The sequence below is a fragment of the Azotobacter vinelandii CA genome (assembly GCF_000380335.1).
GTDB lineage: Bacteria > Pseudomonadota > Gammaproteobacteria > Pseudomonadales > Pseudomonadaceae > Azotobacter > Azotobacter vinelandii.
Genome location: NC_021149.1, coordinates 4,107,368 through 4,126,607, shown reverse-complemented (window position 1 = coordinate 4,126,607; position 19,240 = coordinate 4,107,368). Strand labels below are relative to the sequence as shown.

The window sequence follows — 19,240 nt, the reverse complement described above, 5'->3', positions numbered from 1 at the left end:
GCAGACCCGCATTTCCATGACCTGGTGTCGGTACGGGGCGGGTTTCAACCAGCCGTCGGTTGGCCGTTCTCGTCGAAGTCGAGCACCGTGACTTCCTCGTCGGCGTCGGTGATCTCGGCCCGGCGCAGCGCGCCGTTGGCGTGGTAGCTGTAGATGTGCTGCAGCTCCAGTTCGCCGTAGACGATCTTCTCCAGCCTGATCAGGCGTTCCTGATCGTCGAAGTGGCCGCGGAAGAAGGTGTTGCGGTTGTGGAGACCGGCCTCGTCGAGTTCGTTCATCAGCTTCAGCGGCAGTTTGACGCCGCTGTAGGTGACGAAATGGCGACAGGTGCCGGAGGCTTCGCTGCTCATGTTTCCTCTCATCGGGTGTGGTTTCGCGAGGACGCGATGATCGCATAAAGCGCGAGCCGTGCGGCATGGCCGGCGTTTCGCGACGCTCGAAGGGGCCGCCGTGGGGCAGCGCGGCGCGGCGATTGCGCGCCGGGCCGCGCTTCCGGCAAGCTGCGTCGCCGGATAGCTGCGGAGCGAGACGACAATGTTTTCCAAACTCCTGATCGGCCTGCTCGGACCGCTGCTCAAGGCGCTCGTCGGGAAGGTCCTGGACGAGTTCTCCGACTGGCTGTTCGAGCGACTCCGGGAAATGCTGCGTCGTCGCCGGACGACCAATCTTGGCGAACTCGAGGCTCGGGCCGCGCAGGCGGACGAGCGGGCGCGCCGGGCCGGCAGCGCGGACGAGGCGCGCGAGCAGGAGGCGGTCGCCAGGGTCTGGCGCGAGGTGGCGGAAATGTTCCGCCGGGAGAACGAGGCCCTGAAAGCGGAGCTGGAGGGCGTGCGGCGCGGTGCCGGGCGCCGGGCGCGCCAGGCGGTGGCCACCCTGCCGATCGGGCAGGTCGTCGAGTCGGTCGGGAAGGCGTCCGAACGCGAGGGGGCCGGGAGCCCGCTCCAGCTCGATGGGCCGGCGGCCGAGCGGGAGTGAGGTGGGGAGTCCGCGGTTTCGTTGGCGATCCGCTTCGCGCGCACGGGCGTCGCTGGTGGGAGCGGCGGGCCGTTCCTTGCCTGTTTTTCGGAGTGGCGGACTCCGCTTCCTCTCAATAGTGATACCAGCGCAACTGCAGGCTCAGTTCGCTGGCCGGCGCGCCCTGCTGGCTGAATTCGCGCCGGGCGGCCAGGCGCAGGCCGAGGTTGCCGGCGATTTCCCATTGCTGGACCAGGCTCAGCTCGCGGCGTACCTCGCCGTTGTGGAAGTAGTCGGCGCGGGCCTCGAGGCCGAGGTTGCCCAGGCGGTTGCGCCACAGCAGGCCGGCATCGAAGCCGGCCGCCGGGCTGAGGAAGGCGGCGAAGTCCCCGTTGCGCTCCAGCCGGGCGGTGGCCAGGGCGAAGCCGAGCAGGTCGTCGGCGAGGTGCCAGGTGGCGCCGACGCCGCCGTTCAGATGGCCGACCAGTTGCTCGTCGTCGTGACGTCCCTTGCCGACGACCCGCTCCAGACCGCCGCCGACCTGCCAGGACAGGGGCGAGAGCAGAGTGCTGCGCGGGGTCAGCGAGCGGATGTTGGCCACATCCAGCCGCTGCAGTTGCCAGTGGTCGCCCTCGTACTGGCGCAGCTTGAGCTGGGCGATCTCGATCTGCGCGCCGAGCGGGAAGCCATCCAGGTTGTCCGCCAGGTCATGGTAGGCCATGCGCAGGCCGTATTCGGCGAAGCTCCGGTCTTCGCGGCTGCCGAGGGCGAGCTGCCAGGTGCGCGACTGGTGGCCGTTTTCCGGCGGCACCGGGCGCTCCACGGCGAGGCGCGGCGGCGGCGCGCGGTTGATCGCCTGCAGCAGGCGGTAGCTGTCGCGGGCGCTGGTGTCGTCGCGTTCCTCGCCGTTCTTGCGGTAGCGGATCAGCCGGTAGGCGGCGTCCTGTACCAGTGCCCGGCGTTCGGCCGGCAACGCCTGGAAGGCCGCAGCGTCGAGCGCGGTGCTGTCCCCGGCCAGGCGCCGCGTCCAGTCGCGCTCGGGGCGGCTCAGCGGGTCGGCGCGCGCGAGCAGTTCCTTCTCCCGCGAGGGACGGTAGGCGCTGCGCTCGATCAGCCCGGCCTGCTCCACTGCGCGCACGGTGTCGGCGGGGATGGCGGTGAGCGGGAAACGGTCGGTCAGCTCCAGGCCCGGACGGGCGATTTCCAGCAACTCGAGCAGGCGGTAGGAGCAGTTTTCGTCGAAGAAGTAGTAGTCGAACTGGATCTGCCGCAGTTCCCAGACGTGCTCGACCATCCGCCCGGTTTCCTCGGCGCTGAGGTTCAGGCGGTATTCCCAGAGATCGCGATTTTCCAGGCGGCTGTATTCGGCGAGCTTTTCCCGGTAGGGCAGCAGGGCGAAGAGACCGGGATAACCGCCCATCAGGCCCTTCCAGGCATAGAGGATGCTGTTGTCGCTGCCCTCGATGTAGGCGCCGAAGTTCAGCGCATAGCTGAGCAGCGGGCTGCCCTGGCTGTCGATGCCGGGCGGATCGATGCGTAGCAGGGTGTGGCCGAACATCGACGAGGGGCTGTTCAGGTAGGCGGCGGGGAACACCAGTACCGTGCTGTGCGGGGCGATGTCGGCGTACCAGTCGGTGTATTCGCGGCACTGCGGCTGCGGCAGGTCGTCCAGCGCCAGGCGCTCGCGCAGCCAGCGGGTGCGGGCCGGGAAGCGGCACTGCGGATGGCGGTCGGCGAGGGCCGGGTCCCGGTAGAGGGCGACCAGGGTGGCGGCGAGTTCCGCCGCCGGATCGCGTTCGCCCCGCTCGGCCAGGAAGAATCCGCCGTCGTCGACGTGGCTGCGCCAGCCGCCCAATCGGTCGCGCTGGTAGTGGCCGAGAGCGAGCCAGAAGGGTTCCGCGGCCAACTCGTGCAGACGCGCCGCCGATGGTTGCGGATCGGCCTGGAGCGTGGCGCAGGCGCCGCCCAGCAGAAGGGGAAGCAGGCGTTTGAACATGAGGGGATGAGGCGGTCGGACAGGAAAGTGCCCGCCGGAGCGGGCACGGGATAGCGGCGGGGCGGCCGGCTCAGGCCTGTTCGGCGTACTTGGCCAGGCGCTCGTCCTTCTTCAGCACGGCGAGGGTGGCGTTGTGCACGTCCTCGGCGGTGACGTCGGCGGAGCTGAAGATTTCCGTGAAATGCTCGCGGGTCACGGCGGCGAAGCGGGCGCGGTCTTCCGGTTGCACGCCGAGCACCACGGCATAGGTGGTCAGGGCTTCGCCCTCGCCCTTGGCCATGTCCTCGGAAAGCTCGTCCATGATGCTGCCCAGCACCAGCATCGGCTTGCCCTGGTAGGACAGGGCGCCGTCGGTGCGGCAACCGTTGGTGCCGGAGGTCATGCCGAAGGTGGCATTGCCCGAAGAGCCGTTGGTGGTCGAGGCGACCAGGTGCGAGGCCAGGCCGCGTTGTCCCTTGAACAGCATGTTGCCCCAGCCGCAGCCCGGGCCGCCCGGCGCCTCGGCGAAGGCGTTGGCGGAGGCGATGGCGAACAGGGAACCCAGCAGAATCCTTTTCATCGATGATCTCTTCTTCATGTGAGAAACGGGCCGGTCCTCGCCGGCCGGTGCGCAGCATTTTGCAATGCGGTGGGGCTGTCAAGCCGGCTGTCCCGCTGGTGGCCGGGCGTTTGATGCAGGTCACTGCATATCGCCCAGTCTGGGCCACACTGAAAACGAGTATGGCCGATTCTCGGGAGCGAGCATGTCCGACGTATTCGATCCAAAGAGCATCCTGGAGCGTCTGCACCGGGACTATCGGCAGCGTGCCGAGGCCATTCGCGGCGATCTGGCCCGGCCGCACGACACGGATGCCGTCGAGCGTGCCGGTGAACGGCAGAACGACGAAGTCCTGCAGGCCCTGCTGGCCGAAGCCGAGGCGGGCATGCGCCAGGTCGAGCGGGCGTGCCAGCGGTTGGTGGAGGGGCGCTATGGCATCTGCCGGCGCTGTGGCCGGCCCATCGAGCCGGCGCGCCTGGCGGCGCTGCCGGTCGCCGAACTCTGCCTCCACTGCGCCGGACTGGAACCCTGAGGCCTGGCGTGGCCGGTCGTCCGGATGTCGTGCGGTACCGAGGGGCGCCTTGCGGCTGACCGGTGCGAAGGCCAGAATGACGTCTGTTTTTCCCCTCTCCGCGGCACCTGCCGCACGATGTAAGGACTCTCGATGCCCGACTCCGTTGCTGCCGGCCTGCGCCTGGCACCCGATGAGCTGACCCGTCCCTTCGATCCCGCCCAGTTCGCTTTCGCCAGTACCGACGAACTGGAGCCCTTTCGCGGCGTGCTCGGTCAGGAGCGCGCGGTGGAAGCGCTGCAGTTCGGCGTGGCGATGCCACGCCCGGGTTACAACGTCTATGTCATGGGCGAGCCGGGTACCGGCCGCTTTTCCTACGTCAAGCGCTATCTACAGGCCGAGGCCAAGCGCCTGGAAACTCCGTCGGACTGGGTCTATGTCAACCACTTCGACGAGCCTCGCGAGCCGCGCTCGCTGCAACTCGCGGCGGGCAGCGCCAGCGAGTTCATCGCCGACATCAATCTGTTGATCGACAACCTGCTGGCGACCTTCCCGGCGGTGTTCGAGACGCCGACCTATCAGCAGAAGAAGAGCGTCATCGACCGTGGTTTCAACCAGCGCTACGACCGCGCCCTCGATTGCATCGAACGGCAGGCGCTGGACAAGGGGATCGCCCTCTATCGCGACAGCGCCAACATCGCCTTCACCCCGATGAAGGATGGCAAGACGCTGGACGAGGGCGAGTTCGCCCTGTTGCCGGAGGCCGAGCGCGAGCGTTTCCACGGGGACATCGGCTACCTCGAGGAGCGCCTCAACGAGGAGTTGTCCAGCCTGCCGCAGTGGAAACGCGAGTCGAGCAACCAGTTGCGCCAGCTCAACGAGGAGACCATCACCCTGGCCCTGCAGCCGCTGCTCGCGCCGCTCTCGGAGAAATACGCGGAAAACGCCGGGGTCTGTGCCTATCTGCAGGCGATGCAGGTCAACCTGCTGCGTACCGTGGTCGAGCTGCTTAGCGACGAGAACGCGACGGACGCCCAGCGCCGCGCGCTGCTGGTCGAGCAGTACTGCCCGAGCCTGGTGGTCGGCCACCACAGCCAGGGTGGCGCGCCGGTGGTGTTCGAGCCGCATCCCATCTACGACAACCTGTTCGGTCGCATCGAATACGGCACCGATCAGGGGGCGCTCTACACCAGTTATCGCCAGTTGCGTCCGGGCGCGCTGCACCGTGCCAACGGCGGCTTTCTGATCCTCGAGGCGGAACGGCTGCTCGGCGAGCCCTTCGTCTGGGACGCCCTCAAGCGCGCCCTGCATTCGCGCCAATTGAAGATGGAGTCGCCGCTGGCCGAGATGGGCCGTCTGGCCACCGTGACCCTCACCCCGCAGGTCATTCCGCTGCAGCTCAAGGTGGTGATCGTCGGCTCGCGGCAACTCTATTACGCGCTGCAGGAGCTGGATCCCGACTTCCAGGAGATGTTCCGCGTATTGGTGGATTTCGACGAGGAGATCCCTCTTGGCGACGACAGCCTCGAGCAGTTCGCCCAGTTGCTCAAGACCCGCACCTCGGAGGAGGGCATGGCGCCCCTGACCGGTCCGGCGGTGGCGCGCCTGGCGACCTACAGCGCGCGTCTGGCCGAGCACCAGGGGCGGCTGTCGGCGCGCATCGGCGACCTGTTCCAACTGGTCAGCGAGGCCGATTTCGTTCGCCAGCTGGCCGGTGAAGCGCTGACCGACGTCGGTCACATCGAGCGCGCCCTGAAGGCCAAGGAAACCCGTACCGGACGGGTTTCGGCACGCGTTCTCGACGACATGCTCGCCGGCATCATCCTGATCGACACAGAAGGCGCGGCGATCGGCAAGTGCAACGGGCTGACCGTGCTGGAGATCGGCGACTCCGCCTTCGGTGTGCCGGCGCGGATCTCCGCTACCGTCTATCCGGGCGGTTCGGGGATCGTCGACATCGAGCGCGAGGTCAACCTCGGCCAGCCGATCCATTCCAAGGGGGTGATGATCCTCACCGGCTATCTCGGCAGCCGCTATGCCCAGGAGTTTCCGCTGGAGATATCGGCGAGCATCGCCCTGGAGCAGTCCTACGGGTACGTCGATGGCGACAGCGCCTCCCTCGGCGAGGTCTGCACGCTGATCTCGGCGCTGTCGCGTACGCCGCTCAGGCAATGCTTCGCCATTACCGGTTCGATCAACCAGTTCGGCGAGGTGCAGGCGGTCGGCGGGGTCAACGAGAAGATCGAGGGCTTCTTCCGCCTCTGCGAGGCGCGCGGACTGACCGGCGAGCAGGGGGTGATCATCCCGCGCGCCAACGTCACCAACCTGATGCTCGACGAACGTGTGCTGCAGGCGGTGCGCGCCGGGAACTTCCATGTCTACGCGGTGCGCCAGGTGGACGAGGCGCTCAGCCTGCTGCTCGGCGAGCCGGCCGGTACCCCGGACGGGCAGGGCCGCTTCCCGGCCGGCAGCGTCAATGCGCGGGTGGTCGAGCGACTGCGGGAAATCGCCGAAATGGGCATGGAAGAGGATTCGGGCAAGCCGAAGGAGCCGCAGGTCGGCCTGTCGGAGTGAGGCACCGTCCGTCCGAAACCGGGACGGCGGGAAATCGCCGGGCGATGCCGGTTTTCCCTGACTCGTTCACAGACTTATCCACAGGCTGGGCGGAAGCAAAAGTTTTCCCAGGCGCTTCGCGGGGTGTACGCTGAAAGCAAGACCCTGAAGGGGGATTGCCCTATGTCACGCACGCTTTGTCTGATCCGCAACTGCCTGGGGCTGACCGTTCGCATCGAACTGGCGACCCGTCCGCTGGCGGGGGAGCAGGGACTGTGGATCCTGCTCTTCGCCGCCGGCCTGTCCGGCGCGCAGCCGTCCTCGGTCAAGGCCCAGGGGCCGTTTCGCGGGCCCGTGGCGGCGGGGCGGGTGCTCGACGAGGTGGCCGCCAGCCTGGCTGGAGTAGGTTACCAGGAGTGCTCCGACCCGCTCATCTGGTGCTTGCACCTGCAGGCCGAACTGCGCCGGCTGAACGGACCGCGGCGCTGTCGTCCGGGCGGTTGCGAGTCGCAGCCGGAGCTTTGAGCGCAGGCTGGTCGAGATTTGTTCGATGGCGGCGAGGATGCGTCCGGCGGGCTACGGGGAAATCCTTCCGCCTTCCGTTCACAGGGTTATCCACAGTGGATGGGGATATGTTGCCAGGCATTTCCGGCTCCGGCGGGCGGCTTCAGTCCCGCTCCGGGCCATGGGTATACTCGCCGCCGTTTTTGGCTGAGTGGATGCCCTATGGAACGTTTTCTCGAAAATGCGATGTATGCCTCCCGCTGGCTGCTGGCGCCGATCTATATCGGCCTGTCCGTGGCCCTGCTGGCGCTGACCCTGAAGTTCTTCCAGGAGGTCTATCATCTGCTGCCGCACGTGCTCGAGATGGCCGAGGCGGAATTGATCCTGGTCCTGCTTTCGATGATCGACATGGCGCTGGTCGGCGGCCTGCTGGTGATGGTGATGATTTCCGGCTACGAGAACTTCGTCTCCCAACTGGACATCGACGAGGGCAAGGAGAAGCTCGACTGGCTGGGCAAGATGGATTCCGGCTCGCTGAAGCTGAAGGTGGCCGCCTCCATCGTCGCCATCTCCTCGATCCACCTGCTGCGTGTGTTCATGGATGCGCAGAAGATCCCCAACGACAAGCTGCTGTGGTACGTGCTCATCCACATGACCTTCGTCGTTTCCGCCTTCGTCATGAGCTATCTGGAGAAGATGGCCAAGCACGCCCATTGAAGGGAAGAGGTTTCCCTTCGGAGGCTTTCGCATGGATGGTGGCCCGTGGAGGGCCCGGCCATCGTCTTCCCGGTCCCGGTCCCGGTCCCGGTCCCGCGCTTGTGCTAGTCTGTCGGGCCTTTTCACCGACTGGAAATCCGTCATGAGCGAACTCAACCTTTCCACCGACGAAGCCCGCGTCAGTTACGGCATCGGGCGCCAGTTGGGCGACCAGATCCGTGACAATCCGCCGCCCGGGGTCGAGCTCGAGGCGATCCTCGCCGGCCTGGCCGATGCCTTCGGCGGCCAGGCCAGCCGCGTCGAGCCGGCGGCGCTGTCGGCGAGCTTCAAGGTCATCCGCGAGCGCATGCAGGCCGAAACCCAGGCCAAGGCCGAAGCGGCGGCCGCCTCCGGCGTTTCCTTCCTCGCCGAGAACGCCAGGCGCGAAGGTGTCACGGTGCTGGCTTCCGGTCTGCAATACGAAGTGCTGAAGGCCGGCGAGGGGCGCAAGCCGGGCCGCGAGGATCGGGTGCGCACCCACTACCACGGCACCCTGATCGACGGCAGCGTGTTCGACAGCTCCTACCAGCGCGGGCAGCCGGCCGAATTTCCGGTCAACGGCGTGATCGCCGGCTGGACCGAGGCGTTGCAACTGATGAATAGCGGCAGCAAATGGCGTCTTTATGTTCCGAGCGAGCTGGCCTACGGCGATCAGGCCATCGGCAGCATCCCGCCGCACAGCGTGCTGGTGTTCGACGTCGAACTGCTGGACGTGCTGTAAAAGGCGGATACCCGCCGGTTTGCCGCAGGTGGAACGAAGAAGCCGGGCCCATGGCCCGGCTTCTTCGTTCCGTCCGAACCCGGCTCGGCGTCAGTGGGTGCGTGCCACGGCGAAACGGCTCAGCTCGACGAGGGCATCGCGATATTCGCCGGGCGGCAGGGTATCCAGGCAGGCGATGGCGCGCTCGGCGTGCTCGCGGGCCCGGCGGGCGGTGTAGTCCAGGGCGCCGGCGGCCTCCACGGCGGCGACGATGGCGGTCAGGTCCTCGATCCCGCCCTTCTGGATCGCCCGGCGTACCAGGGCGGCCTGCCCGGGAGTGCCTTCGCGCATCGTATAGATGAGCGGCAGGGTCGGTTTGCCTTCGGCCAGGTCGTCGCCGACGTTCTTGCCCAGGGTCTCGGCATCGCCGCGGTAGTCGAGCAGGTCGTCCACCAACTGGAAGGCGACGCCGAGCGAGTCGCCGAAGCAGCGCAGCGCCTCGGCCTGTTCCGACGTGGCGCCGGCCAGGCTGGCGGCGCCATGGCTGGCGGCCTCGAAGAGCATCGCGGTCTTGCCGCGGATGACTTCCATGTAGGTTTCTTCCGTGGTGCTGGCGTCGCGCACCTTGGACAACTGCAGCACTTCGCCCTCGGCGATCACCCGGGTGGCCTGGGACATGATGCGCATCACCGGCATGGAGGCCAGCTCGACCAGCATCTCGAAGCAGCGCGCATAGAGAAAGTCGCCGACCAGCACGCTCGGCGCATTGCCCCAGAGGGCGTTGGAGGTAGAGCGGCCGCGGCGCAGCTCGGAGTCGTCGACCACGTCGTCGTGCAGCAGGGTGGAGGTGTGCAGGAACTCGATGGCGGCGGCCAGCAGGCGCATCCGCTCGTCACACTTGCCGAGAGCGTTGCCGCACAGCAGCACCAGCAGAGGACGCAGGCGCTTACCACCGGCGGAGATGATGTAGTCGCCGATCGTTTCCACCAAGGGGACACGCGATGTGAGCTGTTTGCGGATGATGCCGTCAACAGCGCTGAAATCGTCCGCGACCACGCGGTAAAAGGCCTGGGGTTGCATCAACGCATCGAGCTCCTGATCAATTGCCGCGGCATGCTAGGTGGCAGGGTATAGGCTGTCAAGGCGAGGCCCGGCGCCGCTTGCGCGGCTTCCGGTGCTTGCGTACAATCGCGGACCCTAACTTTCCTGGGTATTTCCCTGTCTTACGCAATGGCGCAGGCGGTCGAACCCGTCCGCGCAGCCATGCCGGCCAACGACTCCTTCTATAAAGCGCCGGGTGAGCAGGATCAACGGAGACATACCATGTACGCAGTAATTGTGACCGGCGGCAAGCAATACAAGGTTGCCGAAGGCGAATTCCTCAAGATCGAGAAGCTCGAAGTGGGCACTGGCGAATCCGTCACTTTCGACCGCGTGCTGCTGGTCGGCAACGGTGACGACGTGAAGATCGGTGCCCCCGTGGTCGATGGCGCCAAGGTGACCGCCGAGGTCGTGGGCCAGGGCCGTCACGACAAGGTGAGCATCATCAAGTTCCGCCGCCGCAAGCACCACATGAAGCACCAGGGCCACCGTCAGTGGTTCACCGAAGTCAAAATCACCGGTATCCAGGCCTGAGCCTGAATAGCCGCTATCTGGAGTAACGAACTCATGGCACACAAAAAAGCTGGCGGTTCTACCCGCAACGGTCGCGACTCGGAAAGTAAACGCCTTGGCGTGAAGATCTTCGGCGGCCAGGCCATCAGGGCCGGCAACATCATCGTGCGTCAGCGCGGCACCCAGTTCCATCCCGGCTTCGGTGTGGGTATCGGCAAGGATCACACCCTGTTCGCGAAGGTGGAGGGCGTGGTCAAGTTCGAAGTGAAAGGTGCCTTCGGTCGTCGCTACGTGAGCGTCGTACCCGCCTGATTTCGAGAGCGCCGGAAAAGCCCTGTCAAGCGACGGGGCTTTTTTGTTTCTGTATCCTGTATCACCCGTTTCACTCGGCCCGTCCCATTGGCGGGAGGCGTACCCATGAAATTCGTCGATGAAGTTTCGATTTTTGTAAAGGCCGGTGACGGTGGCAACGGCATGATGAGCTTTCGTCGCGAGAAGTTCATCGAAAAGGGCGGCCCCAATGGTGGCGACGGTGGCGACGGCGGTTCCGTGTATCTGGAGGCCGACGAGAACCTCAACACCCTGGTGGACTACCGCTACACACGCCGCTTCGAGGCACAGCGCGGCGAGAAGGGCGGCAGCAACGACTGCACCGGGGCCAAGGGAGATGATCTGATCCTGCCGGTACCGGTCGGCACCACGGTGATCGATTCCGGCACCCAGGAGATCATCGGCGACCTGGTCCGTCCCGGGCAGCGCCTGCTGGTCGCCCAGGGGGGCTGGCACGGCCTGGGCAACACCCGCTTCAAGTCCAGCACCAACCGCGCGCCGCGGCAGACCACGCCGGGCAAGCCGGGCGAGGCGCGGGATCTCAAGCTGGAGCTCAAGGTGCTGGCCGATGTGGGGCTGCTCGGTTTGCCGAACGCCGGCAAGAGCACCTTCATCCGTGCCGTATCGGCCGCCAAGCCGAAGGTCGCCGACTATCCCTTCACGACCCTGGTGCCGAATCTCGGGGTGGTCAGTGTCGGCCGCTACAAGAGCTTCGTGGTCGCCGACATCCCCGGACTGATCGAGGGCGCGGCGGAGGGCGCGGGGCTGGGCATCCGTTTCCTCAAGCATCTGGCGCGTACCCGCCTGCTGCTGCATCTGGTGGACATGGCGCCGCTCGATGGCGGCGATCCGGCCGGGGCGGCGGAAACCATTCTGCGCGAGCTGGAGAAGTTCAGTCCGGCGCTGACCGAGCGCGAGCGCTGGCTAGTGCTGAACAAGGCCGATCAGTTGCTCGACGAGGAGCGCGAGGAGCGGTTGCGCGCGGTGCTCGAGCGACTCGACTGGCAGGGGCCGGTATATGTGATCTCCGCGCTGGAGCGGGAGGGTACCGAGGCACTCTGCCAGGACATCATGCACTACCTGGACGAGCGCGCCCGGCGCATCGCCGAGGAGCCGGAATACGCCGAGGCGCTGGCCGAGCTGGATCGGCACATCGAGGATGAGGCGCGTACGCGCCTGCAGGCGCTTGACGATCAGCGCGCGTTGCGCCGCGCCGGCCTGAAGAGCGCCGATGCGCTGGAGGATGAGGACGACTTCGACGACGAGGACGACGGTGACGGACCGGAGATATTCTACGTGCGGTGATCCTGTAGGGCGGACGGGTTCCGCCCGCGATTGGCGGCGGGGCAGGCCCGCCGTCTGACAGACAGAGCGGAAAGGCGGAGATGATGCGCGATAAGGTGACAGGTGCGCGGCGTTGGGTGGTGAAGATCGGCAGTGCCTTGCTGACCGCCGACGGTCGTGGCCTGGACCGTTCTTCGATGGCGGTCTGGGTCGAGCAGATGGTGGTGCTGCGCGAGGCCGGCGTGGAGCTGGTGCTGGTGTCTTCCGGCGCTGTGGCCGCCGGCATGAGCCAACTGGGCTGGAGCGCCCGCCCGAAGGCCATCCACGAGTTGCAGGCGGCGGCCGCAGTGGGGCAGATGGGGCTGGTGCGGGCCTGGGAGTCGAGTTTCGCCGAGCACAGCCGGCATACCGCGCAGATCCTGCTGACCCATGACGACCTCTCCGACCGCAAGCGCTACCTGAACGCCCGCAGTACCCTGCGCACCCTGCTGGATCTCGGTGTCGTTCCGGTGATCAACGAGAACGACACCGTGGTCACCGACGAGATCCGCTTCGGCGACAACGATACCCTGGCGGCGCTGGTGGCCAACCTGGTGGAGGCGGACCTGTTGGTCATCCTCACCGACCGCGACGGCATGTTCGATGCCGATCCGCGCAACAATCCCGATGCCAGGTTGATCTTCGAGGCGCGCGCCGACGACCCGCGCCTGGACGGCGCCGCCGGCTCCAGCGGTGGCGCCCTCGGCCGCGGCGGCATGCAGACCAAGCTGCGCGCGGCGCGGCTGGCGGCCCGTTCCGGGGCCCATACGGTGATCATCGGCGGGCGCATCGAGCGGGTGCTGGATCGGCTCAAGGCCGGCGAGCGGCTGGGCACCCTGCTGGCGCCCGAGCAGGGCATGCTGGCGGCACGCAAGCAATGGCTGGCCGGGCATCTGCAAATGCGCGGCACCCTGGTGCTGGATGCCGGGGCGGTAGCGGCGCTGACCCACCATCACCGCAGCCTGCTACCGGTGGGGGTGAAGTCGGTGGTGGGGAATTTCCGCCGCGGCGAGATGGTGGTTTGCGTCGATCGAGAGGGGCGCGAGATAGCCCGTGGCCTGGTGAACTACAGTTCCGCCGAGGCGCAGAAGATCGTCGGTCATCCGTCCGAGCAGATCGAGCAGTTGCTGGGTTATGTCGACGAGCCGGAACTGGTGCATCGCGACAATCTGATTCTGGTTTGAGGGGGGGGCGCTATGCGCAGGATTCCGTTGTTGCTGGCGCTGCTGTCGCCGTCTCTGGCCCTGGCCGAGCGGATCGGCGAAGTGTCGACCGTGTTCAAGTGGTTCGGCCCGAACGACCGGATCGTCGTCGAGGCTTTCGACGACCCCAAGGTCGAGGGGGTGACCTGTTACTTGTCGCGTCCCAGGACCGGTGGCGTCAAGGGTGGGTTGGGGCTGGCCGAGGATCGTGCCGAAGCCTCCATCGCCTGTCGTCAGGTCGGCAAGATCCATTTCCGCGAGGAGATCAAGGATGGCGAGGAGGTCTTCAAGGAGCGTACCTCCCTGGTATTCAAGAGCATGCAGGTGGTGCGTTTCTTCGACGAGAAGCGCAATACCCTGGTGTACCTGGTCTACAGCGACCGGGTGATCGAGGGCAGCCCGCAGAACGCGGTGACGGCGATTCCGATCCTGCCCTGGGGGGAGTGAGGCCTATACCACCTTCCCGGAAATTTTCCGGAATGCGGAGCGATGTCTGTCGTGGAGTTCTTGCTGGAACGGGTGGAAACGCCGCTCGGCCAAATGTTGCTCGTCACGGATGAGCAGGGCAGGTTGCGCGCCCTCGATTGGCACGATCATGAAGACCGCATGTGCCTGCTGATGCGCAGGCAATACCCCGGCGTCAGGGTCGGCCTGCGGAAGGCCATGTGCGAGTCGTGCGCCGCGCAGGCGATGCGCGCCTATTTCGACGGTGACATCGCGGTCATCGACAAGCTGACCGTCGCAACGGGCGGCACGGATTTCCAGCGCCAGGTCTGGGCGGCACTGCGCGACATCCCCGGCGGCGAAACGCTCAGCTACCGCGATCTTGCCACGCGAATCGGACGGCCTTCGGCCGTACGCGCGGTGGGTCTGGCCAACGGCGCGAACCCTGTCGGCATCGTGGTGCCTTGCCATCGGGTCATCGGAAGCGACCGCACGCTGACCGGCTACGGCGGAGGTCTGGAGCGCAAGCAATGGCTGCTCGACCATGAGCGCAAGTGGCGGGATGCCGGGTCGGTCTGAATTCAATCGTCGATTTCCGAGTTCTTGCGATTGATTCCGGGCACGGGCGGGGCGCAAGCGCGAGCCCGGAGCCGCCGGCGGAAAACAAAAAACCGGCCTTCGGCCGGTTCTTCGCGGAACGCTTCGGATCAAGCAGCGGCTGTGCCGAGTGCCTTGATGTGTGCGTTCAGGCGGCTCTTGTGGCGAGCGGCCTTGTTCTTGTGGATGATGCCCTTGTCGGCCATGCGGTCGATCACCGGAACGGCGGCAGTGTAGGCGGTCTTGGCCTTGTCCAGGTCCTTGGCGTCGATCGCCTTGACCACGTTCTTGATGTAGGTACGAACCATCGAGCGCAGGCTGGCGTTATGGCTACGACGCTTCTCAGCCTGTTTGGCGCGTTTTTTGGCAGAAGGTGAGTTGGCCACCGTCAAGCTCCTCGAAACTGGGGATACGAACAAATAAGGCCGCGAATCATGCCGAGACGCGGGAGGGATGTCAAGGGAAAGGCTCTGTCAGGTCAATCGCATGAGCGGATACGTCAATCGTCCAGGACAATCGCTTGAAACGCCCGCCGAATGGCGGATTGGAAAAATTGTGTGAGCCTCGACATGGTGGCGGTTGGTTATCTTCACTCCCACGCCTCGGGGGAGTAGTTGGCATGGGGGCTTTGGCCGGGAGAGCCTTCCGGGTGAGCGGTGGATGGTCGGCGTAGTGTGCCGTCAATGCCTGGCGGTGCTTGGTATAGCGCAATATGGGGAACCGAATAGGCCGACAGTACATGTGGTTTTATGTAATAGCAGAATCCTGGCCCCGGCCAGTCCCGATCCTTTGATTTCGCGGACGCGAAAAAAGGTCGAACGGGGTGGTGTGCACTCGGCATGCTCCAGACTTTCCGCCTATCCCTCCTATCAGCCATCGTGACATGGAAGCCTGAGTACCCAGGCCCCATGTTGTCAGCCGCTTTTGATCGCTCTATGGCATGTATCCTGAATACAGCTCTGCTTGTCTGGGGCCGATTACCAACCGATTGGATGGGCTGGCTCCAGCGGGATGCACTGTAACGGATACCGGTCCGCCGGATTTTGCGTTCATTGCATATTTCCAGAGCCGGTTATTACCCAGGGAGTGAATATGGAGATCCAGTACATTACCGAGCGAGCGCTGCTGGCCCGAATCAACCGCAAACTGACCCCTCACGACACGCAACTCAAGCGCTGTCAGGCCGATAGCGTCCGCTACCCTGAAGTGGGTCGTTTCTACCATATCGCCACACCTACCGGTGCAGTGTTGGCCGATCATGTGAATATTGAAACCATGGCGCGGGATATCGGTGTGCTGGCCGACTGGGAGCGGCTGGAAAGGCTTTGATCGGATGGGCCGATGCTGACTTCTCCCTTTGTATTTCAGGCATGAAGAGCGGGCCAGCTTGGGGCTGGGTCATGAGGCATTCCGGGTATAGGGATGGCTGGCGCCGGTGTACGGTTCAGCCGATCAGGTTTTCGAGGATGGCGTCGCCCGCGTGGCCTTCGAGTCGCTGGTGCGCGCTGGCATGGCGCAGCACAGCCTTGGCCGCGTCGCGGTTGCGGGGGCGAATCTCCGCCAGCAGCCCCTCGACGAAGAAACGCCGGACGCTCGCCTCGTTCGGCCCTTCGTCGATATAGGCGCCCGGCGACCACGGAGGCCCACTCCTCATCGCTGGCATCGGTCGGGTAGGGGTGATGGGTTATCGCCTGCATGACTGCGAGATAACCAAGGCAGTGGTTAAAACAGGCTTACGGGAAGCATGGACAACAAAAAACCGGCTCAGAGGCCGGTTTTCTGGGGTTCTCGGTGCGTTTGGTAACGCTTGGGACCGGAAGGGACTCGAACCAATCGCTGTATGCCGCGCTATTACTGGATTTGCGGCAAGTTCTGTTTTTGTCATGCCCCCAAATATGCCCCCAAATCGAAAAGTACCCCCCTTTTCGGCCTGTTTTCTTCCCAAGAAGTGCCATGCAATCCCAAGCCGACAGGGGAGCGGTTGATTGCCGCCCCCTTCTGGTTGACGCTGGTGCATACTGGTTATTCGTACAGCATTCGGTAGATTTCGCCGGTAGCTCTCCGGCCTCAGTCTGAGGGTGGACGATTCGCCCCCCGCCGGGGGATGGACTGGAGCCGGATCGGTCGCGCTTCGTTGCCGGGCGCAGGTCACAGCCCCAACTGGCGGGCGACCTCTGCCGCGTCCATGCCGTCGCGTAGGCGTCGCCGGGCGGCTATGACCAACTCCCGCGTCGCCTTGTCCTCAAGCTGTGCCGCCAGCGCCTGCGCCTTCCTGGCGATCAGCTCGGCCAGTTCACGCGGAAAGGCCGGCTCCTTCCGCTCGAGCAGGTAGTCGCGGTGAATGATGCTCATGGTGTGCCCTCGCTGGTGGTCTGGTCGGCGTAGTGTGCCGCCGCTGGCTGGTACTGGTCATCCGTACAGGCATCCATGTTTCGGTAGCCGGCCAGCTACCGCGGTGGGCGCCACCCCTCCTTATGCACGCTCCCCCCCTGTTGGGTCCTTCCCAGCCCCCCAGGGGGCGCGGGTGATTCGCGCCCCGATCTTGGACTACATACGGGCAATCTGCCGCGGACCTGTTTCCGGTTCCGGTTTTGCCTGAAGGTCGCGCCAGCAGTCGCACAGAGGCTGCCAGCAATGCGGAAACCCCCGGACACAGCCAGCACGTTGAGCGGCCCGCATAGCGCGCACAGCGATCAATGGTGCCTTGCCCTTGATTGGTCTATTCCGAAGCGCCAGCGCCAAGCCGGGGCGGGCCTGGCGCCGCACGACAAAACAACAACCAACCTGCGGAATTTGTTCATACATGTTTCGCGGGCGGGGCGCGAATTACCCGCGACCGCCGGGGGGCCAGGAAGGACCCAACAGGGGGCTGGCTCGACCGGTGCAGACCAGCTACATGCGCCTAGGGAATGCCGCGTGACTCGTCGTGGCAGTGCGTGACCGCTCGTGACTTGTCACGCTGCCGGCAAGGCCCGGCTCATAGTCGAGGGGGACTCAGTGAGACCGATCGGTCTATCTCGTACTTTTGATCCGAAACAGACCAATCGGCGCCAGCCTACCGCTTCACCACGCGGGAGCCGCTGGCGTCGTGCACGGTCAGGTCGGGCCGCTTGATGGTCACGGTGCCGTCCGGCTGGACCATGCGAACCGGGGCGCCATAGAGCGGGCCATCCGGGCCGAACGGATCGGGCAGTGTGCCCTTGGGGGCGGTGCGGATGAAGTGCCCCATGGCCTCGATACACGCCTCGAACAGCGGGCCGCGCTTGAAGTCCTCGCCCCGGTAGCCGTGCCAGTAGACGCCCGGCTTGAGCCTGCTTCCCTTTTCGTTCTGCACCCATCCCTGATAGACGCCCCAGCAGGGGCGTTCTGGCTTGATGGCCGGAGCAGTCCTGGCGAAGGGCACGACGTTGCCGCCTGCGCCGGTGGTGTCGTCTCTATGATCGGTCATGAAGCCTCCTGCCTGCGCTGGCGCTTCAGCCACTGGCGCAGGTCGTTGTAATCGGTCAGGTGGAGCGGCGCCCCGGCGGGCCAGGACGGGAACACCACGTCGCAGCCCAGCGCCACGGAGGCACGGTTGGCGGCGATCCGGCCGGGGTTGCCCTTGCCCTCGACCTCGGTCTGGCGGTCGTCGTCGCCGGCCACGACCAGCACGGCGGCCGGGTGGCGGCGTCGCAGTTCCTGCCCGACCGCCAGCAGGTTGCCGGCATTCAGGGCGCAGGCCACGGGGCAACCGGTTTCCTTGAGGATCGTCGCCTCGGTCGCCCAGCCCTCGCAGAGGTAGAGCGGCTGCCCTGGCTCCAGGCGGCCGATGGGCGAATGGCAGCCCGTCACCCGCCCGCCGTACAGGAAGCGCTTGCCGCCAGCGGGCCGAATACCGATTGCAGGGCATCGCGGAACAGGACTTCGGGGTTACTGGTCATGGTCTGCCTCCTTGGTCCGTGCGGCATTCCGCTGCTTGCGGCGTTCCTCCTCGGCACGGGCATGGGCCAGACGCTGAAGCAGGCTTTCGTCGGACGCGGTGTGGCTGGCGCCAGCAGGAAGCGCCAGCCCGGCATCGATCCGTGCGGCATCCCAGGCAAGGCGCCGGGCATCCGCTGCGTCCTTGGCGGCACGGGTCGCCGCCTCGCATGCTGTGGCACTCAGCAGGCCCACGGTCTCCAGCGCCAGCGCTGCCCCAACGGCAAAGCCCGTGGCGTAGGCCAGTTCCTCCCGGCCCTGTGCCCGGTCCAGTTGCGCCAGGTTCGCGTCGATGAGGGTGGCGGCTTCACCGGGCAAGCCGATCCCGTCGCCGCCGACTGGCAGCGTTGAAAATCCGTCATGGGTCAGTCCTCTTGGATGGCGGCGCGGCGGGCGCGGATGCCGTTTCCGGTGTCAGCCAGCTTGGCGGACAGCTTGCCCAGCGTTTCCAGCAGCCAGCCAAGGTCGCTCATAGCATCGGGATCGAGGCCGTGATCGTCGTTCGTGGCCGTGCCGGCCAGCAGGTTGCCGATGGCAGCGATGCCGAAACCGATGTTCATGCCGTAGTCCTCGGTGGCCTGGCCGGCGGCCTCCAGCTTCTCCGGGCTCATGGCTTCGATGGTTTCGTGGTTCGGCAACAGGGCATTCCAGTCGGCGCGGCTCATGCTTGCACCTCTGCGGCATCCAGCCCTCTTTCCAGGCGCTCGGCTTGCGCATCCAGGTAGTTCGCGCAGTCGCTGCTTAGGTCCCATCCCAGGCTAGCCAGATCGGCCACCCGCCGGCCCTCGTTGTGCTCCAGATCGAGGCGGATGGCGGTCATCAGGGCGCCCAACCAGCGGACGTTATCCTTGCCGTAGCGGATGGTTTCCAGGGCCTTGTCGGCGATGGCGGCGGTAGTGCGGACGATGGTGCTCATGCCAGCACCTCCTGCGCTTCCAGGGCGCGGGCCTTGGTCATGTGATCGTTGTAGCGGCGCAGGCGGACGAACAGGGAGGAGTCGGCGCGCAGGGCGGCCAGGGCCATGGCGCGGTGGGCGGCGGCGCGTTGCCGGAGTGCGGACGGATTGGGGGCGTGCGGGTGCTTCATGGGTACAGCTCCGTTTGCTTGGTTGGAGCCGCCACCGACCGCCGCGACGCGGTAACTGGTGGCGACTGTGCGCGGGTTCGCGGACCGGGGCAAACGGGACCCGGCAGGGCCGAAGCCCTCCCACGCACAGCCGCCATGACACGACATTGCGGACACAAAAAAAGCGCCTGCAATG

General features: G+C 65.9%; 26 protein-coding genes. 13 read left to right on the top strand and 13 right to left on the bottom strand.

Features of this window, described 5'->3' with window-relative positions:
* Positions 1-44 precede the first annotated feature (44 nt).
* Positions 45-350: a DUF6156 family protein gene (locus tag AVCA_RS18605; protein ID WP_012702598.1), complete on the bottom strand. Its 306-nt coding sequence runs from the start codon at positions 348-350 to the stop codon at positions 45-47.
* A gap of 184 nt (positions 351-534) precedes the next feature.
* Here AVCA_RS18605 and AVCA_RS18600 point away from each other — a divergent pair, with 184 nt between their 5' ends.
* Positions 535-975, top strand: coding sequence for a hypothetical protein (locus AVCA_RS18600; RefSeq protein WP_012702597.1), 441 nt, complete (start codon positions 535-537; stop codon positions 973-975).
* 112 nt (positions 976-1,087) lie between these two features.
* Here AVCA_RS18600 and AVCA_RS18595 read toward each other — a convergent pair whose 3' ends face one another.
* Together AVCA_RS18595 and AVCA_RS18590 are read right to left on the bottom strand one after the other, a co-directional pair.
* Positions 1,088-2,950 (bottom strand): Lnb N-terminal periplasmic domain-containing protein, encoded by a 1,863-nt coding sequence (locus tag AVCA_RS18595; RefSeq protein ID WP_012702596.1) that lies wholly within the window; start codon positions 2,948-2,950, stop codon positions 1,088-1,090.
* Positions 2,951-3,020: 70 nt separating this feature from the next.
* Entirely contained in the window at positions 3,021-3,509 is a 489-nt protein-coding gene (locus tag AVCA_RS18590; protein ID WP_041807391.1) for a DUF3015 domain-containing protein, read from the bottom strand.
* A gap of 184 nt (positions 3,510-3,693) precedes the next feature.
* On the opposite strand from AVCA_RS18590, the gene AVCA_RS18585 reads away from it, so the two are divergent.
* The 5 genes from AVCA_RS18585 to AVCA_RS18565 all read left to right on the top strand — a co-directional run bounded on the left by AVCA_RS18585 (position 3,694) and on the right by AVCA_RS18565 (position 8,533).
* Positions 3,694-4,020, top strand: a complete 327-nt coding sequence (locus tag AVCA_RS18585) for a TraR/DksA family transcriptional regulator (protein WP_012702594.1) — start codon at positions 3,694-3,696, stop codon at positions 4,018-4,020.
* 132 nt (positions 4,021-4,152) lie between these two features.
* Entirely contained in the window at positions 4,153-6,573 is a 2,421-nt protein-coding gene (locus AVCA_RS18580; protein WP_012702593.1) for a Lon protease family protein, read from the top strand.
* A gap of 162 nt (positions 6,574-6,735) precedes the next feature.
* Positions 6,736-7,077, top strand: a complete 342-nt coding sequence (locus AVCA_RS18575; RefSeq protein ID WP_012702592.1) for a PA4575 family protein — start codon at positions 6,736-6,738, stop codon at positions 7,075-7,077.
* 201 nt (positions 7,078-7,278) lie between these two features.
* On the top strand, positions 7,279-7,773 hold the full coding sequence (locus AVCA_RS18570; RefSeq protein ID WP_012702591.1) for a TIGR00645 family protein: 495 nt from the start codon (positions 7,279-7,281) through the stop codon (positions 7,771-7,773).
* Positions 7,774-7,915: 142 nt separating this feature from the next.
* Positions 7,916-8,533, top strand: coding sequence for an FKBP-type peptidyl-prolyl cis-trans isomerase (locus AVCA_RS18565; RefSeq protein WP_012702590.1), 618 nt, complete (start codon positions 7,916-7,918; stop codon positions 8,531-8,533).
* A gap of 90 nt (positions 8,534-8,623) precedes the next feature.
* On the opposite strand, the gene AVCA_RS18560 is transcribed toward AVCA_RS18565, so the two are convergent.
* Positions 8,624-9,592, bottom strand: a complete 969-nt coding sequence (locus AVCA_RS18560) for a polyprenyl synthetase family protein (protein WP_012702589.1) — start codon at positions 9,590-9,592, stop codon at positions 8,624-8,626.
* Between the two features lie 243 nt (positions 9,593-9,835).
* Here AVCA_RS18560 and rplU point away from each other — a divergent pair, with 243 nt between their 5' ends.
* The 6 genes from rplU to ogt all read left to right on the top strand — a co-directional run bounded on the left by rplU (position 9,836) and on the right by ogt (position 14,004).
* Complete coding sequence (rplU, locus tag AVCA_RS18555) at positions 9,836-10,147, top strand: 50S ribosomal protein L21 (protein ID WP_012702587.1); 312 nt, start codon at positions 9,836-9,838, stop codon at positions 10,145-10,147.
* A gap of 33 nt (positions 10,148-10,180) precedes the next feature.
* Positions 10,181-10,438, top strand: a complete 258-nt coding sequence (rpmA, locus tag AVCA_RS18550) for a 50S ribosomal protein L27 (RefSeq protein WP_012702586.1) — start codon at positions 10,181-10,183, stop codon at positions 10,436-10,438.
* A 105-nt stretch (positions 10,439-10,543) separates the two neighbouring features.
* A complete protein-coding gene (cgtA, locus tag AVCA_RS18545) occupies positions 10,544-11,761 on the top strand; it encodes an Obg family GTPase CgtA (RefSeq protein WP_012702585.1) in 1,218 nt (405 codons plus the stop codon).
* A gap of 83 nt (positions 11,762-11,844) precedes the next feature.
* The gene (proB, locus tag AVCA_RS18540; protein WP_041807612.1) at positions 11,845-12,963 is read left to right on the top strand and encodes a glutamate 5-kinase; all 1,119 of its coding nucleotides are present in this window, start codon (positions 11,845-11,847) and stop codon (positions 12,961-12,963) included.
* 12 nt (positions 12,964-12,975) lie between these two features.
* Positions 12,976-13,428, top strand: coding sequence for a CreA family protein (locus tag AVCA_RS18535; RefSeq protein WP_012702583.1), 453 nt, complete (start codon positions 12,976-12,978; stop codon positions 13,426-13,428).
* Between the two features lie 42 nt (positions 13,429-13,470).
* Positions 13,471-14,004, top strand: a complete 534-nt coding sequence (ogt, locus tag AVCA_RS18530; protein WP_072432562.1) for a methylated-DNA--[protein]-cysteine S-methyltransferase — start codon at positions 13,471-13,473, stop codon at positions 14,002-14,004.
* 128 nt (positions 14,005-14,132) lie between these two features.
* On the opposite strand, the gene rpsT is transcribed toward ogt, so the two are convergent.
* Positions 14,133-14,408 carry a 30S ribosomal protein S20 gene (gene rpsT, locus AVCA_RS18525; protein ID WP_012702580.1) on the bottom strand — a complete coding sequence of 92 codons (276 nt, stop codon included), beginning with the start codon at positions 14,406-14,408 and terminating at the stop codon, positions 14,133-14,135.
* A gap of 706 nt (positions 14,409-15,114) precedes the next feature.
* Between rpsT and AVCA_RS18520 the strand changes: the two genes are divergently transcribed.
* Entirely contained in the window at positions 15,115-15,351 is a 237-nt protein-coding gene (locus AVCA_RS18520) for a hypothetical protein (protein WP_012702579.1), read from the top strand.
* A 115-nt stretch (positions 15,352-15,466) separates the two neighbouring features.
* On the opposite strand, the gene AVCA_RS18515 is transcribed toward AVCA_RS18520, so the two are convergent.
* The 8 genes from AVCA_RS18515 to AVCA_RS26525 all read right to left on the bottom strand — a co-directional run bounded on the left by AVCA_RS18515 (position 15,467) and on the right by AVCA_RS26525 (position 19,065).
* Positions 15,467-15,676 carry a hypothetical protein gene (locus tag AVCA_RS18515; protein WP_012702578.1) on the bottom strand — a complete coding sequence of 70 codons (210 nt, stop codon included), beginning with the start codon at positions 15,674-15,676 and terminating at the stop codon, positions 15,467-15,469.
* A 494-nt stretch (positions 15,677-16,170) separates the two neighbouring features.
* The gene (locus tag AVCA_RS18510) at positions 16,171-16,374 is read right to left on the bottom strand and encodes a hypothetical protein (protein ID WP_012702577.1); all 204 of its coding nucleotides are present in this window, start codon (positions 16,372-16,374) and stop codon (positions 16,171-16,173) included.
* A gap of 703 nt (positions 16,375-17,077) precedes the next feature.
* Positions 17,078-17,470: a hypothetical protein gene (locus AVCA_RS18505; RefSeq protein ID WP_012702576.1), complete on the bottom strand. Its 393-nt coding sequence runs from the start codon at positions 17,468-17,470 to the stop codon at positions 17,078-17,080.
* Positions 17,467-17,853, bottom strand: coding sequence for a toprim domain-containing protein (locus AVCA_RS18500; RefSeq protein ID WP_012702575.1), 387 nt, complete (start codon positions 17,851-17,853; stop codon positions 17,467-17,469). The genes AVCA_RS18505 and AVCA_RS18500 overlap by 4 nt, the downstream gene beginning before the upstream one ends.
* 78 nt (positions 17,854-17,931) lie before the next feature.
* Complete coding sequence (locus AVCA_RS26170) at positions 17,932-18,297, bottom strand: hypothetical protein (protein WP_012702573.1); 366 nt, start codon at positions 18,295-18,297, stop codon at positions 17,932-17,934.
* A 47-nt stretch (positions 18,298-18,344) separates the two neighbouring features.
* Positions 18,345-18,644 (bottom strand): hypothetical protein, encoded by a 300-nt coding sequence (locus AVCA_RS18490; RefSeq protein ID WP_012702571.1) that lies wholly within the window; start codon positions 18,642-18,644, stop codon positions 18,345-18,347.
* Positions 18,641-18,895: a hypothetical protein gene (locus AVCA_RS18485; protein WP_012702570.1), complete on the bottom strand. Its 255-nt coding sequence runs from the start codon at positions 18,893-18,895 to the stop codon at positions 18,641-18,643. The genes AVCA_RS18490 and AVCA_RS18485 overlap by 4 nt, the downstream gene beginning before the upstream one ends.
* The gene (locus tag AVCA_RS26525) at positions 18,892-19,065 is read right to left on the bottom strand and encodes a hypothetical protein (RefSeq protein ID WP_012702569.1); all 174 of its coding nucleotides are present in this window, start codon (positions 19,063-19,065) and stop codon (positions 18,892-18,894) included. The genes AVCA_RS18485 and AVCA_RS26525 overlap by 4 nt, the downstream gene beginning before the upstream one ends.
* Between the last annotated feature and the right edge of the window lie 175 nt (positions 19,066-19,240).